The following is a 15,320-nucleotide window of genomic DNA, read 5'->3' as shown; positions in this document are numbered from 1 at the left end:
AACCCCGATGGACGAACCGGAATCCACGCGGGGAGTGCGGTTCGATCCGTTCGCCGACGACGAGGACGAAGTCCCCTCGTCCCGCACGGAGCCGGATGCCGCCCACACCTCCGACCTGTCGATGCTGCTGACCAATCCCGTTCTCGCCGAGAACAAACGGTACTGCGACCGGTGCAAGCGGCCCGTCGGACGTTCCACCGCAGCCCGCCCGGGTGACACGGAGGGGGTGTGCACGCACTGCGGGACCGTGTTCTCGTTCGCCCCCCAACTCGAGGCGGGTGAGTTGGTGGCGGGTCAGTACGAGGTCCTCGGGTGTCTCGCCCACGGCGGCGTCGGCTGGATCTACCTCGCGCTCGACCACAACGTCAGCGACCGCTGGGTCGTCCTCAAGGGCCTGCTGCATTCGGGCGACCCCCAGGCGCAGGAAGTGGCCCTCGCCGAGCGCCGGTTCCTCGCCGAGGTGACGCATCCGAGCATCGTCAAGATCTACAACTTCGTCGAACACCCCGGGATGGACGGCAATCCCGTCGGCTACATCGTCATGGAGTACGTCCGGGGCCGGACGCTGCGGGACGTGCTCACCGAGCTGAAGGAGGAGGCGGCACCCGACGACCCGAAACCGAGGCTGCCGGTGGAGCATGCCATCCGCTACCTCCTCGAGGTCACGCCTGCGCTCGGCTACCTGCACTCGATGGGGCTGGTCTACAACGATCTCAAGCCCGAGAACATCATGATCGGCGACGACTACGACCAGCTCAAGCTCATCGACATGGGCGCGGTCGCGAGGATCGGCGATCACGGATACATCTACGGCACCCAGGGTTACCAAGCCCCCGAGATCGCCACCACGGGGCCCACCGTCGCGTCCGACATCTACACCGTCGGGCGTACGCTCGCCGTCCTGACCCTCGACATGCCCACTGCCGGGGGCTGTTACGTCGACGGCCTGCCGTCTCCGGAGGCGGCGCCGCTGCTGGCGGAATACGAGTTCTACCACCGGCTGCTGCTGCGTTCCATCCATCCCGACCCGGCCAGGCGCTTCGCGTCGGCAGACGAGATGTCGACGCAACTCGAGGGTGTGCTGCGCGAGGTGCGGGCGCAGCGGACCGGAAACCCGCAACCGGGATTGTCGCACCGTTTCAGCCCGCAGCGGACGACGTTCGGGACCGACCTCACGATCAGCCGTACCGACGTCTACGTGGACGGGCACCGCCGGAACGAATGCATCAGCGCGATGAGCATCGTTCGGGCACTGCCGATTCCGTTGGTGGACCCCGACGATCCGGCCGCCCCGCTGTTGTCCGTCGTGCACAGCAGACCGCGGGAACTCCTCGATTCGCTGCACCGGGCGAAGGAGGTGGCGGCGAAGGAGGGAGTGGAGTCCACGAGCATCGAGATCCCGCTCGCCGAGGTGCGCGCGCACCTCGACCTCGGGCAGCCGCGTGACGCCGCCACCATTCTCGAATCCCTCGACCACGAACTCGAGGACACGTGGCGCGTCGACTGGCACACCGGGCTGTGCGCTCTCGTGGGCGGCGACTTCGAGGAGGCGTTCGCACGCTTCGATTCGGTCCTGACGGCGCTACCGGGCGAGGAGGCCCCGAAACTCGCCCTCGCGGCGACGGCCGAGATGTGGTGCGAATACCGCGCCGGCGAGAACCTCGGGCGGTGGCGCGGGACCGCCGAGAAGTACTACCGCACGGTGTGGCGCACCGATCACGGCGCGGTCAGTGCGGCGTTCGGCCTGGCGCGGCAACTCGAGCACCGCGACGACCGGGTCAACGCGGTGGAGGCGCTCGACGAGGTGCCGCCGACGTCCCGGCACTACGCCGAGGCGCGGTTGACGAGTGTGCTGATGCTCGTCCACGATCGGCCGCTCGCCGAGGTGAGCGAACGGGATCTGCAGGAGGCGGCCCGCCGAGTCGAACTGCTCGCCCACGACGAGCGTCGCGCGCTCCAGACCCGTGTTCTCGTCCTCGGTGTGGCCGTGGACTGGCTGCATGCCGGCGGCGTCCCCGAGGCGACGAGGATACTCGGTGTGCCGTTCACCGAGCGCGGTCTGCGCACCGGGGCGGAGGCGGCGCTCCGGGCCCTCGCCCGCAAGGCGCCCGAGCGCAGGCATCGGTACACGCTGGTGGATCTCGCGAATCTGATCCGCCCGACCACGTGGCTGTAGCGCCGGGGTCAGAGTCCGCCGAACCCGACGGGCTCGCGGCCCCACCGGGCATTCCACGCCATCACCTGCATCCGGTCACTCAAAGCGTCACGGCTGCGCACTGTTTCGGCAAGCTGGCCCATGAGTTCGATGATCCGGCGCCTGGCATCCTCCAGTTCCGCGGCCAGGCGCTGCTCCTCCCTCGACCTCGCGGTGCGGTTCCTGCCGGCGATCATCGTGTTCATGTCTGCTCCGATCGTGACGTCGCGGCATGTGCCACTCAGCTCATCTGACCGACAACTCTGCGGCATCTGGTACGGGTCCAGAAGATCCAGAAGAACGGCGAATCAGGGGTCCAATCTGGACCTATGACGCAGCACACAAGTGGCTCTGACGCCGGGGACGGTTCGACCGTAGGGTTCGGATATCCACTGAAATTCCGATCGGAGAGGTACCTATGCGCAATCAGACGGACGCACTCACGATCGCGGGCCGGGACTTCTCGTCGCGACTGGTCATGGGCACCGGGGGTGCGGCCAACCTGGCGGTTCTCGAAGAGGCGCTGATCGCGTCCGGCACCGAACTGACGACGGTCGCGATGCGCCGGGTGGATGCCGTGGGGAGAACCGGTCTGCTCGAACTGCTGGATCGGCTGGGCATCGCGTTGTTGCCGAACACCGCGGGGTGCCGCGGCGCCGCGGAGGCGGTACTGACGGCGCAGCTGGCCCGGGAGGCACTGGGCACCAACTGGATCAAGCTCGAGGTGATCGCCGACGAACGCACGCTCCTCCCCGACGGGATCGAACTCGTTTCGGCAGCAGAACAACTCGTGGACGACGGCTTCGTCGTGCTGCCGTACACCAACGACGATCCGGTGCTCGCGCAGCGCCTGGTCGATGCCGGGTGCGCCGCCGTGATGCCACTCGGGTCGCCGATCGGGACCGGGCTCGGCATCTCCAATCCCCGCAACATCGAGATGATCGTCGCGCGCACGGACATCCCGGTCATTCTCGACGCCGGAATCGGCACCGCGAGCGATGCGGCGCTGGCGATGGAACTCGGCTGCGACGCCGTCCTGCTCGCCTCCGCGGTGACGAGGGCGTCAAACCCGCCGCTGATGGCGGCGGCGATGGCCGGGGCGGTCACGGCCGGACGCCGCGCCCGGGCCGCCGGGCGCATACCGAAACGGTTCTGGGCGCAGGCGTCGTCCCCGGTTGCTGTGTAAGTCCCCGGTCGCGGTGTAATCGGGCACTCGTGAACGCAGACTCGGCTAGCGTGAAAGCCCATGCGGGTACACCACCTCAATTGCGGTTCGTTCTCCTCGGCGCTCATCGGGCGGTTGGTGTGCCACGTGCTGGCATGCGAGACCGACGCGGGCATCGTGCTGGTCGACTCCGGGTTCGGGCTGGCGGATGTCGCCGACCCCACCGGTCGCGTCGGCAAGTACGCGAGGCTGACCGGCGCCCGATTCCGCGAGTCGGAGACGGCGGTCCGCCAACTCGAGAAGCTGGGGCTGAATCCCTCGGACGTCACCCACATCGTCGCGACGCACCTCGACTTCGACCACATCGGCGGGGTCGCCGACTTCCCGAATGCCACCTTGCACACCACCGCCGCGGAACAGGCTGCGTCGGAGGGACGTTCGTCGTTCCGGGAGAAGGTGCGGTACCGCCCCGCCCAGCTCACCCCGCGCCCGACGACGCACACCTATGCGGGGCCGGGTGAATCCGTGCTCGGTTTCTCCGGCGCCCACCCGATCGACGGGGTCGGCGACCGCATCGTGCTCGTCCCGATGCCCGGGCACACCCGGGGTCACGCGGCGGTGGCCGTCGACACCGGTGACCGCGGCTGGCTGCTGCATGCGGGCGACGCGTTCTACCACCGCAGCACCGTTGCCGCCCCCGGGCAGGTGCCGCCGGGAACCGCAGGCCGCGCCCTGCGGGTGATGGAAGAGCTGATCGCGGTGGACCGTTCGAAGATCCGCGGCAACCACCGCCGGCTCCGCGAACTGAACAATCAGGTGGCACCGCGGGTCCGGGTGTTCTCCGCCCACGATCCCACGCTGTTCGCGGAACTGGCCGCCGAGCGGGGCTGACTCAGCGGGCGCTCTGCTTCACCGCCGTCAGGTAGTTCGCGCGGTCGGCCAGGTCCGCGAGTTCCTCGGGGAGTTCGGGCGCGGGCCTGCCGTACGACTCGGCCAGCGCGAACGGAGAATAACTCCGCACCGACCAGCCGTGCTCGGTCAGCCAGTGCTCCGGGTGGGCGCGCTCGTCGCCGTAGAACAACTGGGTGATGTCGAGGTCGCCGAACGGGTCCTTGTCGAAATACTTCTTCCTGATCTCGTCGAAACGCTTCGCGTCGGCACCCGGCGCGAAGTTGTCCACGGCGAGGCGGCTACCCGGACTCGACAGTTCGTCGATCCGCTCGAACAACGCGTCGTGTGCCGCGCCCGGCAGGTACGCCAGCAGTCCCTCGGCCGACCACGCGGTGGGCTTGGCCGGGTCGAGGCCTGCGGCGTCGAGCGCGGCGGGCCAATCGTCCCGGAGATCGACCGGCACCGCTCGGCGATCGGCCTTCGGCCGCGCGTCGTGCTCGGACAGCACTTCCGCCTTGAACTCCAGCACCTTCGGCTGATCGACCTCGAACACCGTCGTGCCCGTCGGCCAGTCGAGGCGATACGCCCGGGCATCCAACCCGGCTGCGAGGATTACCGCCTGCGACACTCCGTCCGCCGCGGCCGACAGGAAGAACTCGTCGAAGAACCTCGTGCGGAACCCCATGAAACCGGAGAACGGTGCGTCTCCCAGCGAGGACGGGTCGGCCAGCAGCCCGGTGAAATGCGGTTCGCCCGCGGCCTCCACGAACCACGGCGCGTAGTCGTCGCGGATCAGCGCATCGGGACGGCCGGTTTCCAGCGCCCGGAACGTCGCCACTCCCAGGGCGGTCAGTCCCACACTGCTGACGATGTCCCAGGAATCCCCGTCGGTGCGCATGAATACCTCCCGATCGTGCCGAAGGGTCGGCCGCGACGACCGACCAGGCTCCCCGGCGATTCTACGCCGCCACGTGGATTGCATCTATTATGTTGTTTTGCAATATCTTTCGGCATCTACCTCTTCAGAAGCGCACGTATGACGTCGACGACGTCCCCGGGCGCTTCCTCCGCCATGAAGTGACCCGCGGTGACGGGTTCCGTGCTCCAGGTGACCAACGCACGGTCCGAGTGCGGACGTGGCAACGACACCGATCTTCTGCAGGATGCCACTGCAGTCGGTCCGAGTTGCTGCGTCAGCTGCACTGGCGCACAGGAAGCCAGCACCGGTGCAGCTATTGGTGGACGATGCACGGCGAGACGCCCGTTTTTGCTTCTGCCGGAATAAACTGTTCACAGAAAGCTTTCGGCGTGGCCGCGCCATATAGTCGTGACCCGGCACTGCTCCCTTCAGGAGCCCTCGGTTCTTATGCGATCTGGAAGCGCTCGTCCCCGAGTTCGACCTCGACGCGCAGCGCGCCGCCGACGGCTTCGACATACCGGCGCAACGTGTCAATCTGCACACGCTCGAGGTCACCGTGCTCGATGTTGGACACCCGGTTCTGCCCGACTCCGAGCCGCTCAGCCAGCTGCTTCTGCGTCATCGCCACCGATTCGCGCAGCTCCTGAAGTCGATAAGCACGCACTTCGTCGATCATGCGGGCCTTATGCGCATCGACCGCGCCACGATCGACAGGTCGCTCGGCGAGCATCTGCTCAAGACTCTTCGCCATCGTGTTCACCTACCTTCCAACTCGTCCAGATGAGCCGCGAAGCGGTCATCGGCAATCGGGATGTTGACCTTGTACCAACTCTTCCACCGACCCGCTTTGTTGCCGGCAACCAACAGAATGGCCTTCCGTTCCGGGTCGAACGCGAACAGCACCCGCAGCTCCGAGCGACCACTCGACCCCGGCCGCAGTTCCTTCATGTTCTTGTGCCGTGACGCCTTCACCGTGTCGACCAGAGGTCGGCCGAGCTGCGGTCCGCGGTCCGCGAGTAACTCGAGTGCGGCCACCACCTGCTCATACGACGACTGATCCAGTGCCAACAGCCACTCTTCGACCAACCCCACCTCTACCGTCCACTGCCCCACCGCACAAAACTATCACACAGAAGTGATATCTCTTAAAAGTGATCCCCGCAGCTAGAGGGCGTGGGGAAGGGACCGTGTCCGCGACACCGACATCTGACCTCACGACCGCCTAAACGGAACCACCCGCCCTCAGCCCTGCTGTGAGGAGGACAGTCAGTGCGTCACAGACGTAGGTGCTGGATAGCTTCCACTCGTTGTTGGAATGCACGGAGGGAATTGGCTCTACTGGGTAAGGTTTCGCCGGCGGCAGCGGTCTCGCGGCCGCCCGGGAATCCGAGGAGATCGCCCGCGCGCTGGACGACCCGGTGCTGCCCGCGTCCGCGCTCAACGGCGTCTTCATGCACACGTTCCACCGCTCGGGCCTCGCCCCCGAGCGGGATGCCCCACCTCTTGCATGCGGACGGCCGCCCGGACGAGGCGGACGCCTGCTGCCCGTGCGTGCGTGACGAGTCCCTGGACTCCTTACTCACGCACGGGTGCTACTTGGCCCACTCCAGCAGGTCGTCGGCGGACCACGTGTTCACGACGCGGTCGGCATCGACTCCGCACCGCATGGCACGCTCGCATCCGTAACCCTGCCAGGCGAGTTGCCCCGGGGCGTGCGCGTCGGTGTCGATGGAGAACAGGCACCCCAGGTCCATGGCCAGGTCGATGAGCCGGCTCGGGGGGTCGCGGCGCTCGGGACGGCTGTTGATCTCGACGGCGGTGCCGTGGTCGCGGCAGGCGGTGAACACCTGCTCGGCGTCGAACGTCGACTCCGGCCTGGTCCCGCGCCCACCCTCGACGAGTCGGCCCGTGCAGTGACCCAGCACGTCCACCAGCGGATTCTCGACGGCCTTGACCATCCGTCGGGTCATCGCGCCACGCTCCGCCCGCAACTTGGAGTGCACGCTGGCGACGACGATGTCGAGTTCGTCGAGCAGATCCGGATCCTGGTCGAGCGAACCGTCGTCGAGGATGTCGACCTCGATGCCGGTGAGGATGCGGAACGGCGCGAGTTCCTCGTTCAGCTCGGCGATCACCTTCAGCTGCGACCGCAGGCGCTCCGCCGACAGCCCGTTCGCGACCGTCAGCCGCGGGGAATGGTCTGTCAGAGCGCAGTATTCGTGGCCGATGAGCGCCGCGCTGCGCATCATCTCGTCGATCGGGCTGCCGCCGTCCGACCAGTCCGAGTGGGTGTGCAGGTCGCCCTTGAGCGCCTGACGCAGTGCGCCGCCGCCGATCGGCTCCGCATTCTCCCGTAGTTCCGCCAGATAGACGGGCACCCCGTCGAGTGCCTCCCGGATCACCGTCGCCGTCTTCGGCCCGATGCCCGGCAGATCCTTCCAGCTGTCGGTGCGCCCGCGGACGTCCCGCTGCTCCTCGGACAGTTCGGCGACCACGTCGGCCGCCCGCCGGTACGCCTTCACCCGGTGCGTCTCCGCCCGCGACCGTTCGAGCCAGAACGCTGTCTCTCGCAGGGCCTGCACCGGGTCCATCGGGCTGTCCGCGTCCATGACTCCAGTGTTGCGCCCACCCGGACGTCACCGCAACGCTTCGCGCGCCCCGTCCCGGACCGCGGTGGTGAGCGCCGCGAGGATGGGCGAATCCAGTTTCCACCGCTGCCAGTACAGCGGGACGTCGATCGGGCGGGACGGGTCGAGTTCCACGAGCCCGTGGTCGTCGCCGGTGTGCAATTCCGGCAGCAGTCCCCAGCCCAGTCCGTAGCGGACGGCGTCGGAGAACGCCGAGGACCCGGGCACGAAATGTCGCGGCGGCTGCAACCGGCGCCGCGTGAACCCGCGCAGGAACCGGGCCTGCAGTTCGTCCTTGCGATCGAAGTCGAGTATCGGCGCCACCGCGAGGGCGTCCGCGGTCGGGCCGTCGGGGAGCCAGCGTTCGGCGTAGTCGCGGCTGCACAGCGCGCGGTACCGCATCGACCCCAGCTTCTCGACGGTGCAGCCCTGCACCGCCTCCGGGACGGACGTCACGGCGGCCATCACCGTGCCCTCCCTCAGCAGGGTGGTCGAGTGGTATTCGTCCTCCCGGTGCAGGTGGAACAGCGCCCGGTACTCCGGCGCCAGTCGGGCGAGAGCCGGAATCATCCACGTGGACAGCGAATCCGCGTTGACGACGAGCGGCAGCGTGCTCGTCGTCGCTTCTTCGGGATTGAGGGAAGTCATGGCCTCACGCTTGAGGTGGGCCATCTGGCGGGCCAGCGTGAGCACGACGTGTCCGGAGTCCGTGGCCCGGACCGGCTTGGCCCGCTGCACCAGGACGCGTCCCACCTGCTGCTCGAGCGCCTTGATCCGCTGGCTCACCGCGGACGGCGTGATGTGCAGTACCCGGGCCGCGGCGTCGAAGGTGCCTTCGTCGATCACGGCGGCGAACGTGCGGAGAGCCGCCAGGTCCAGATCCATATGAAGTGATGCTAATGGCAATGAAGGATAATTAGCTGGATTGATGACGACGGGGTTCGTAGCGTGGTTCCCATGCACCTCACCCCTGCCCTGCTCACGGCGGCCGCCGGCTTCGGCACCGGCCTGTCGCTGATCGTCGCGATCGGCGCGCAGAACGCGTTCGTCCTGCGACAGGGGATCGTCCGCAGGCACGTCCTGCCGGTGGTTGTGCTGTGCGCGGTGTCGGACGTCGCGCTCATCGCCGTCGGGATCAGCGGGATCGGGGCTGTACTCGCACACGCACCCGCCGCCATCACCGTGATCCGTTGGGCGGGAGCGGCATTCCTCGTCTCCTACGCCGTGCTCGCCGCCCGCCGCGCCCTGCGCCCCGGAACGCTGGACGCCGCGACGGAGGTCGGATCGGCGACCCTCGCGACGTCGATCCTCACCTGCCTCGCACTCACGTGGCTCAACCCGCACGTCTACCTCGACACGGTGCTGATGGTCGGTTCGGTGGCCAACAACCAGGGCGATTCGGGCCGGTGGTTGTTCGGTCTCGGGGCCGCCACCGCGAGCGTCACCTGGTTCCTCGCGCTCGGCTACGGCGCCCAGTTCCTGCATCGCGTGTTCGCCCGTCCGAACGCGTGGCGCGTCCTCGACGCCGGGATCGCCGCGCTGATGCTCGCCCTCGGCATCACCCTCGTCACCGGCTAGTCAACCTTTTGTTGACAGCACCCATCCTGTCAACCAATACTTGACAGATGTCGGACGCCGCCCTCACCCAGCTGCTGTCGGATGCGATCGCCAAGGCGGACCCCGAGATCGACCCGGGGCTCGACCACGACCCCGCCGCCTACCTCGCGCTCGTCCGGCTCACGTCGCAGGCGCGGGAATCGGTCGACGAACTGCTGGTCTCCGCGATCGCCGCCGCCCGCTCCGCCGGCCACAGCTGGGACACCGTCGGCGCCGCCCTCGGCATGTCGCGGCAGGCGGCGCAACAACGCTTCGGCAAACGCATCGGCGACGCCCCCGACCCGGACCCGGACGGCCGCACCCGCCGGCTCACCCCACTGACCGCGTTCAACGAGATGCGCATCCTCAACCACGCCGGCGCGTACGGCTGGCACTCCGTCGGATTCGGCACCCTGTTCCACACCGTCCGCAAGTCCGACGAACAGTGGGAGCACACCCGGGCGTCGGCGCTGGCCGGCCGCGAGAAGCTCGAGGCCGACGGCTGGCAGAAAGTCGGGACGCTGTGGTTCCCGTGGGCGTACTTCAAGCGACCGCTGGGCATCCCCGCGCTCCCCGAACCGGTGAGCGGCGACTACCTGATGGAACCGTGATGGACGCCGTCGCGCGATTCGCGGCCGCCCGCGTCGCCCGGCTCGCCACGGTCGGGGCGGACGGCGTGCCGCACCTCGTCCCGCTCGTCTTCGCGCTCGACTCCGACGCCATCTATTCCTGCGTCGACCACAAACCCAAACGCACCACGGCCCTGCGGCGCCTGAAGAACATCTCCGGCAACCCCGCCGTCACCCTGCTGGTGGATCACTACGACGAGAACTGGGACCACCTGTGGTGGGTGCGGGTCGACGGCCGGGCCCGGATCCTCGACCCGGACTCCGACGAGGGCACGGCCGCGCTCGACATTCTGGCCGCGAAGTATCCGCAGTACGTCGACCGGCGACCGGACGGACCGGTGATCGCGATCCACGACCTGAGGTGGCATCACTGGTCCGCCCTGTGAGTACTTGTTAACCGCCGGCGGTTAACAAGTACTCACGGCCGATAGCCTCTGCGCATGCCCACAGCCCTGATCACCGGTGCCAGCCGTGGCCTCGGAGCCGCCATCGCCCGCGAACTCGCACCGACCCACGACCTCCTGCTCGGCGCCCGGTCGGCGGGGTCGCTGACCGGCATCCTCGCCGAACTGCCGGCCGCGACACCCTGGCCGGTCGAGCTGACCGACTACGACGCGGTGGCGGCCGCATGCGCACCGATCGAGCGGCTCGACGTCCTCGTCCACAACGCCGGCGTCGCCGATCTCGCGACCGTCGCGGAGTCGACCGTCGAACAGTGGCGGCACACGCTCGAGGCGAACGTCATCGCGGTGGCCGAACTGACGCGACTGCTGCTGCCCGCTCTGCGCGCCGCAGGCGGCCACGTGGTGCTCATCAACTCGGGTGCCGGCATCCGCGCGAACGCCGGCTGGGCATCGTATGCGGCGAGCAAATTCGCGCTCCGGGCGTTCGGGGACGCACTGCGGCTGGAGGAACCGTTACTGCGCGTCACATCAATTCACCCCGGTCGGATCGACACCGATATGCAGCGCGCCATCGTGGCCGGCGAGGGCGACGAGTACCGGCCGGAGAAGTACCTGCAGCCGTCGACGGTCGCAAAAGCCGTGCGTACGGCGGTGGAGACGCCGCGTGACGCGCACCCCACAGAAGTCGTGCTGAGGGTGCGCTGACAGCGGAGAAACCTGCGTGAGATACATCACAGATTGATCTCACACAAAGGCCTTAAGCTGCTCACAATTAGTCGCCCTACAGTTCTACTCATCAGCAGAAGTCCCAACCGCGAGTCGGGTCCACGAACCGACTCCCAGGAGGTATCCCCACGATGAACACCGAACAGCGTATGCACAGCGACACCGCCGTCGCGGTCGACGGCGACGTCTTCGCGACGATGTTCACTCTCGATCTCGGTGACGGCGAGGTCGATCGGGACGCGGTCGAGCGGATTCACGGCGGCGACTTCGACGAGTGGATCGAGGCGGCAGCCCGGTCCGGTCTGTTCACGCCGCAGGCGGTCGCGGCCCTCGTGCAGTCGTGGCAGGAGAACCCGAAGGCCCTGTTCGACGCCCTCCTCGTCGATGCCGACGAGATGACCCACAAGCGCTACGCGATCATCTGGGACGCGCTCGACGACGCCGACACGTTCGAGAGCGTCGAATACGCCTGACGGTCAGAACGGCCACGCGGGGACGGGCGGCAGGCCCTCTCGCGTGGGGCGTCCGACGACCCAGGCCAGCAGTTCGGTGTGCGGAAGTTCCGGCGCCCGGACCTCCGGATGCCCAGCGGCCAGCGCGGGCAGCTCCGATTCCAAGGTGTGCTCGACGAAAAGTTCCGGCCAGTCGGCCGCGGTGTAGTCGAGGCCGAGGTCCACGTGGTGGATCTCGAGTTCACGCCACCGCAGCACCGGCACCTGACGCGCCGGCACCTGCTGACGCCAGTTCACCGGCGTCTCGTACAGATCTTCGGTGATCCCGCGCAGCGACTCGATCACCCGCCGTCCCGCGAAGCGGAAATCGGCCACCAGTAGTTCCGCCGGACGTCCGGCCCCCTCCTCGATCGCCGCGGCCCGCGCGGCCGGGCCGCCCGGGTACATCTCGGGCGCCGCCTCGCCGGTGAGCACCCCGACGGCGAATCGGTTGAGCGCATCCGCGTTCCTGCGAGGTGCGTGACGACGTGTCCCCGACTCCACCCCGGCAGCAGCGACGGCCCCCGCGCCTGATCGTCGGTCAACCCCGCCAGCGCGACCTCCACCGTGCGGTGCGATTCGGCAACAGCATCGAGCAGTTCGACATACGACAGTGCGGCACCCGGTGACGTCATGCAGACGATGCTCCCACAGTCCACCCCACGCCGATTCTCGGTAACGGTACGGTGACGATCGGCCTCCGGCGGGTGCGTGTGGGACACTCGTACTGATACTGAGATCGACTGTCGGACAACGTGGTTGAAAGGTGGTGTGTGATGTACAACGAATCCGCTACGTGGGGGATACCGAGCGAGACGTTCCTGGTGATCTACGTGGCCGCCGCCGTGCTCTCGGTCGGGCTGGCGCTGTTCCTCCGTTCCAGTGGCAACGCTCCCGCCACGACCGCCGGTGTTCGCCTCGATCCGGTGCAGACCGGCATGCTGACCAGCGATGATCGCGCCATCGCCGCATCCCTGACGCTGTTGCGGGGAGCGGGCATCATCTCCGACGACGGCACGATCCTGCGGGCGTGGGGAGTCCCCGACAACGCCCTCGGATGGTTCACGCGCGCCGTCTACGACGAACTCGCCTCCGGTCGCGGCGCGCTCGGCAACGTTCGCCTCCCGGGCCGGTTGCAGGCCCCACTCCACGAGTTGCGGTTCACTCTGGTCGCGCAGGGACTGCTCACCGGACCCGAGCAGAAGACGTGGAACCGCCGGGCGACCATCCCGATCCTCGTCGTCATGGCCATCGGCGTCGCACGCCTCGTCGCCGGATTCGCCGCGGGCAAGCCGATCGGATTCCTGCTGGTCGCGGTGGTGCTACTGGCGGCCTCGCGCGAACTGGTTCGCCGGACCGGCCGCAGGACGCGACAGGGGACGGCGGAATTGCAGCGACTGCGCCGCGAACACTCGTACCTGTCGCCGCGGATGCGCCCGTCCCTGACCGCATACGGTCCGACGCCGATCGCGCTGTCGACGGCACTGTTCGGGATGGGATCCGTCGCCCTGTTCTCGCCGGGGTTCGCGAGCGCGGCCGGCCTCTCCGACAGCAGCAGCGGCGGCGGCGGTGGCAGCGGCGGCGATAGCTCTTCCTCCTGCGGCGGCGGAGGTGGCTGCGGTGGCGGTGGGTGCGGGGGATGACCGCACTGATCGAGTCGGGCCTCGGCATCGGCTGGCGGCCGGAGATCTGCGGGATCATCGGCCGGCTCGACGGCCTGCGGTTCTGCGAGGTGATCGCCGAATCGCTGCCCGCCCGCCGACGCGGGGTCGGCGTTCCGGACGAACTGCGGTCGCTGGGGGTTCCCGTCGTCCCGCACGGCATTTCACTGTCGCTGGGTGGCGCCGAGCCCGTCGAGCAGCGCCGGATCGACCACCTCGCGCGGTGCGCCGACGCGCTCGGGGCGCCGCTCGTCAGCGAGCACGTCGCGTTCGTGCGGGCGGGCGGTCTCGAGGCCGGGCATCTGCTGCCGGTGCCGCGCTCGGCGGAGGCCCTGGACGTGTTGGTGCGGAACGTCCGGCGCACGCAGGAGTGTTTGCCGGTGCCCCTGGCGGTGGAGAACATCGCGGCCCTGTTCGACTGGCCGGACGACGAGTACTCCGAGGGCGAGTTCCTTGCCGAACTGGTCGAACGCACCGGGGTTCACCTGCTGCTGGACATCGCGAACGTGTACGCGAACGCCCGGAACCGCGGCCGCGACGCCGCCGAGGAACTCCGTCGGCTCCCCGTCGAACGCGTGGCGTACTGCCACGTCGCAGGCGGGTCCGAACGGGACGGCGCATACCACGACACCCACACCGACCCGGTGCCCGTCGAGGTGCTGGACCTGGTCCGGCAGTGGGCTTCCGGGGGTGCTCCCGCGATGATGCTCGAGCGCGACGGCAACTACCCGCCCGCCTCGGAATTGTTCGGCGAACTGGATGCGATAGCGGACGCGGCCGGCTTCGAGCGGATCACCCGGGGCGCCGATTGGAGCCTGTCGTGACAGGCCTGGCCGATCGGCAGGCGGCGCTGGTGCGGGCTCTCGTCGCGGCGGGGGAACCGCCCGAGGGATTCGACCGCGACGCACTCGGCACCGCGTCGAAGGCCCTGCTGCGCAAGCGGTCCGGTGGGGCCGGGGAGCCCGGCGCACTGCCCGCACCGGCGCGGCGGCGCCTGTTCGGCCTGTTCAGCCTCCGACGAAGCTGAGCAGCAGCTCGTTCACCTCTTCGGCCCGTTCCAGCTGAACGAAGTGGCCGGCGCCCTCGAGGAGGTGAACGCCGCGCAGGTCGGGGACGGTGTCGCGCATCCGGTCGAGTGCCTGCGCACCGCTCATCGCGACGACGGGATCGTTCGCACCGGCCACGAACAACGTCGGCACCGCGATCTGGGCAACCCGCACTCTCGCGGAGCGTTCCCAGTTGGCGTCGTACGCCCGGTACCAATTCAGGCCGCCGGTGAATCCCGTCCGGGTGAAGACCTCCACGTAGTGCTCGAACTCCTCCTCCGTCAGCCACGACCACGGCAGGGGTGGGGCGTCGGGCAGCACGTCCAGGTACCCGTTGCCCTCCGACGGGTGCTGCCAGATGTCCAGGTAGCGGTAGTCGCCCGACAATGCGTAGAACAGCCGCTGCAGGAAGCCGCGCGGGTCGCCGTCGAGTTCGCGGTCGGCGACACCCGGCTTCTGGAAGTAGTGGATGTGCAGGAAGTGCTTGCGCGCCAGCGACGCATAGAGCTCAGATGGGCGCAGCGGGAATCGGTCGGGCATGTAAGGAACGGCCAGCAGCACCAGCCCGGACACTCGTTCGCGGTGACGCAGCGCGACGGTCCAGGCGACCGGAGCGCCGAAGTCGTGACCGACGAACACGGCACGGTCGAGTCCGAGGGCGTCGAGCAGGCCGATCAGTGCGTCCGACACCCGCTCGTTGGTGTAGTCGTCGACGTCGCGGGGCACGTCGGTGCCGCCGTAGCCGGGCATGTCCGGGGCGATCGCGCGGTACCCGGACGCCGCGAGGGCCAGCATCTGGTGCCGGAAGCTGTATCCGAGGCCCGGGAACCCGTGGCACAGAATCACGGGCGGACCCTCACCCAGTTCGCTGATCTGCCAACGGAATCCGTCGACCGTGACCGATCGCTCCGTCGACGTCGCCATGATCCGAATCCCTCCACCGGCTGGAACGCGTTCTCGCAGTGTACCGT

The 15,320-nt window shown here is 68.5% G+C and carries 18 protein-coding genes and 1 pseudogene; 11 read left to right on the top strand and 8 right to left on the bottom strand.

Annotated elements, in window-relative coordinates:
- The first annotated feature begins 7 nt into the window (after positions 1-7).
- Positions 8-2,176, top strand: coding sequence for a serine/threonine-protein kinase (locus tag MLGJGCBP_RS20510; RefSeq protein WP_160097884.1), 2,169 nt, complete (start codon positions 8-10; stop codon positions 2,174-2,176).
- An 8-nt stretch (positions 2,177-2,184) separates the two neighbouring features.
- Here the strand turns inward: MLGJGCBP_RS20510 and MLGJGCBP_RS20505 are convergent, their stop codons facing one another.
- The gene (locus MLGJGCBP_RS20505) at positions 2,185-2,400 is read right to left on the bottom strand and encodes a hypothetical protein (RefSeq protein ID WP_087558749.1); all 216 of its coding nucleotides are present in this window, start codon (positions 2,398-2,400) and stop codon (positions 2,185-2,187) included.
- A 212-nt stretch (positions 2,401-2,612) separates the two neighbouring features.
- Between MLGJGCBP_RS20505 and MLGJGCBP_RS20500 the strand changes: the two genes are divergently transcribed.
- The gene (locus MLGJGCBP_RS20500) at positions 2,613-3,380 is read left to right on the top strand and encodes a thiazole synthase (protein WP_160097781.1); all 768 of its coding nucleotides are present in this window, start codon (positions 2,613-2,615) and stop codon (positions 3,378-3,380) included.
- Positions 3,381-3,440: 60 nt separating this feature from the next.
- Positions 3,441-4,250, top strand: coding sequence for an MBL fold metallo-hydrolase (locus MLGJGCBP_RS20495; protein ID WP_160097780.1), 810 nt, complete (start codon positions 3,441-3,443; stop codon positions 4,248-4,250).
- 1 nt (position 4,251) lies between these two features.
- Here the strand turns inward: MLGJGCBP_RS20495 and MLGJGCBP_RS20490 are convergent, their stop codons facing one another.
- From MLGJGCBP_RS20490 to MLGJGCBP_RS20470, 5 genes are all read right to left on the bottom strand, one after another.
- Positions 4,252-5,148, bottom strand: coding sequence for a class I SAM-dependent methyltransferase (locus tag MLGJGCBP_RS20490; protein ID WP_160097779.1), 897 nt, complete (start codon positions 5,146-5,148; stop codon positions 4,252-4,254).
- Positions 5,149-5,614: 466 nt separating this feature from the next.
- Positions 5,615-5,920, bottom strand: coding sequence for a helix-turn-helix domain-containing protein (locus tag MLGJGCBP_RS20485; RefSeq protein ID WP_160097883.1), 306 nt, complete (start codon positions 5,918-5,920; stop codon positions 5,615-5,617).
- A 5-nt stretch (positions 5,921-5,925) separates the two neighbouring features.
- Complete coding sequence (locus MLGJGCBP_RS20480; protein WP_160097778.1) at positions 5,926-6,282, bottom strand: type II toxin-antitoxin system RelE/ParE family toxin; 357 nt, start codon at positions 6,280-6,282, stop codon at positions 5,926-5,928.
- Between the two features lie 479 nt (positions 6,283-6,761).
- A complete protein-coding gene (locus MLGJGCBP_RS20475; protein WP_160097882.1) occupies positions 6,762-7,760 on the bottom strand; it encodes a PHP domain-containing protein in 999 nt (332 codons plus the stop codon).
- A gap of 45 nt (positions 7,761-7,805) precedes the next feature.
- Entirely contained in the window at positions 7,806-8,681 is an 876-nt protein-coding gene (locus MLGJGCBP_RS20470) for a LysR family transcriptional regulator ArgP (RefSeq protein ID WP_160097777.1), read from the bottom strand.
- A 72-nt stretch (positions 8,682-8,753) separates the two neighbouring features.
- Between MLGJGCBP_RS20470 and MLGJGCBP_RS20465 the strand changes: the two genes are divergently transcribed.
- The 5 genes from MLGJGCBP_RS20465 (at position 8,754) to MLGJGCBP_RS20445 (ending at position 11,624) form a co-directional block, all read left to right on the top strand.
- Entirely contained in the window at positions 8,754-9,374 is a 621-nt protein-coding gene (locus MLGJGCBP_RS20465; RefSeq protein ID WP_201453146.1) for a LysE/ArgO family amino acid transporter, read from the top strand.
- Between the two features lie 47 nt (positions 9,375-9,421).
- Positions 9,422-10,003, top strand: a complete 582-nt coding sequence (locus MLGJGCBP_RS20460) for a hypothetical protein (RefSeq protein WP_087558618.1) — start codon at positions 9,422-9,424, stop codon at positions 10,001-10,003.
- A complete protein-coding gene (locus tag MLGJGCBP_RS20455) occupies positions 10,003-10,407 on the top strand; it encodes a TIGR03668 family PPOX class F420-dependent oxidoreductase (RefSeq protein WP_160097775.1) in 405 nt (134 codons plus the stop codon). The genes MLGJGCBP_RS20460 and MLGJGCBP_RS20455 overlap by 1 nt, the downstream gene beginning before the upstream one ends.
- A 54-nt stretch (positions 10,408-10,461) precedes the next feature.
- Entirely contained in the window at positions 10,462-11,130 is a 669-nt protein-coding gene (locus MLGJGCBP_RS20450) for an SDR family oxidoreductase (protein ID WP_160097774.1), read from the top strand.
- 152 nt (positions 11,131-11,282) lie between these two features.
- Complete coding sequence (locus tag MLGJGCBP_RS20445) at positions 11,283-11,624, top strand: hypothetical protein (protein ID WP_087558615.1); 342 nt, start codon at positions 11,283-11,285, stop codon at positions 11,622-11,624.
- 3 nt (positions 11,625-11,627) lie between these two features.
- On the opposite strand, the pseudogene MLGJGCBP_RS20440 reads toward MLGJGCBP_RS20445, so the two are convergent.
- A pseudogene (locus tag MLGJGCBP_RS20440) lies at positions 11,628-12,277 on the bottom strand (maleylpyruvate isomerase family mycothiol-dependent enzyme).
- Between the two features lie 141 nt (positions 12,278-12,418).
- On the opposite strand from MLGJGCBP_RS20440, the gene MLGJGCBP_RS20435 reads away from it, so the two are divergent.
- Genes MLGJGCBP_RS20435 through MLGJGCBP_RS20425 form a run of 3 tightly spaced genes read left to right on the top strand, consistent with a single transcriptional unit; the run spans position 12,419 to position 14,330 of the window.
- Entirely contained in the window at positions 12,419-13,285 is an 867-nt protein-coding gene (locus tag MLGJGCBP_RS20435) for a TIGR04222 domain-containing membrane protein (RefSeq protein ID WP_160097773.1), read from the top strand.
- Entirely contained in the window at positions 13,282-14,127 is an 846-nt protein-coding gene (locus tag MLGJGCBP_RS20430) for a DUF692 domain-containing protein (RefSeq protein WP_160097772.1), read from the top strand. The genes MLGJGCBP_RS20435 and MLGJGCBP_RS20430 overlap by 4 nt, the downstream gene beginning before the upstream one ends.
- Positions 14,124-14,330, top strand: a complete 207-nt coding sequence (locus MLGJGCBP_RS20425; RefSeq protein ID WP_201453148.1) for a hypothetical protein — start codon at positions 14,124-14,126, stop codon at positions 14,328-14,330. The genes MLGJGCBP_RS20430 and MLGJGCBP_RS20425 overlap by 4 nt, the downstream gene beginning before the upstream one ends.
- Here the strand turns inward: MLGJGCBP_RS20425 and MLGJGCBP_RS20420 are convergent.
- Positions 14,311-15,273, bottom strand: coding sequence for an alpha/beta fold hydrolase (locus MLGJGCBP_RS20420; protein ID WP_160097770.1), 963 nt, complete (start codon positions 15,271-15,273; stop codon positions 14,311-14,313). The genes MLGJGCBP_RS20425 and MLGJGCBP_RS20420 overlap by 20 nt on opposite strands.
- Positions 15,274-15,320 lie beyond the last annotated feature (47 nt).

Source organism: Rhodococcus sp. T7, assembly GCF_009872365.1.
Taxonomy (GTDB): domain Bacteria; phylum Actinomycetota; class Actinomycetes; order Mycobacteriales; family Mycobacteriaceae; genus Rhodococcus_F.
The sequence above is the reverse complement of the archived record's forward strand: the minus strand, read 5'-3'. Positions and strand labels throughout refer to the sequence as shown.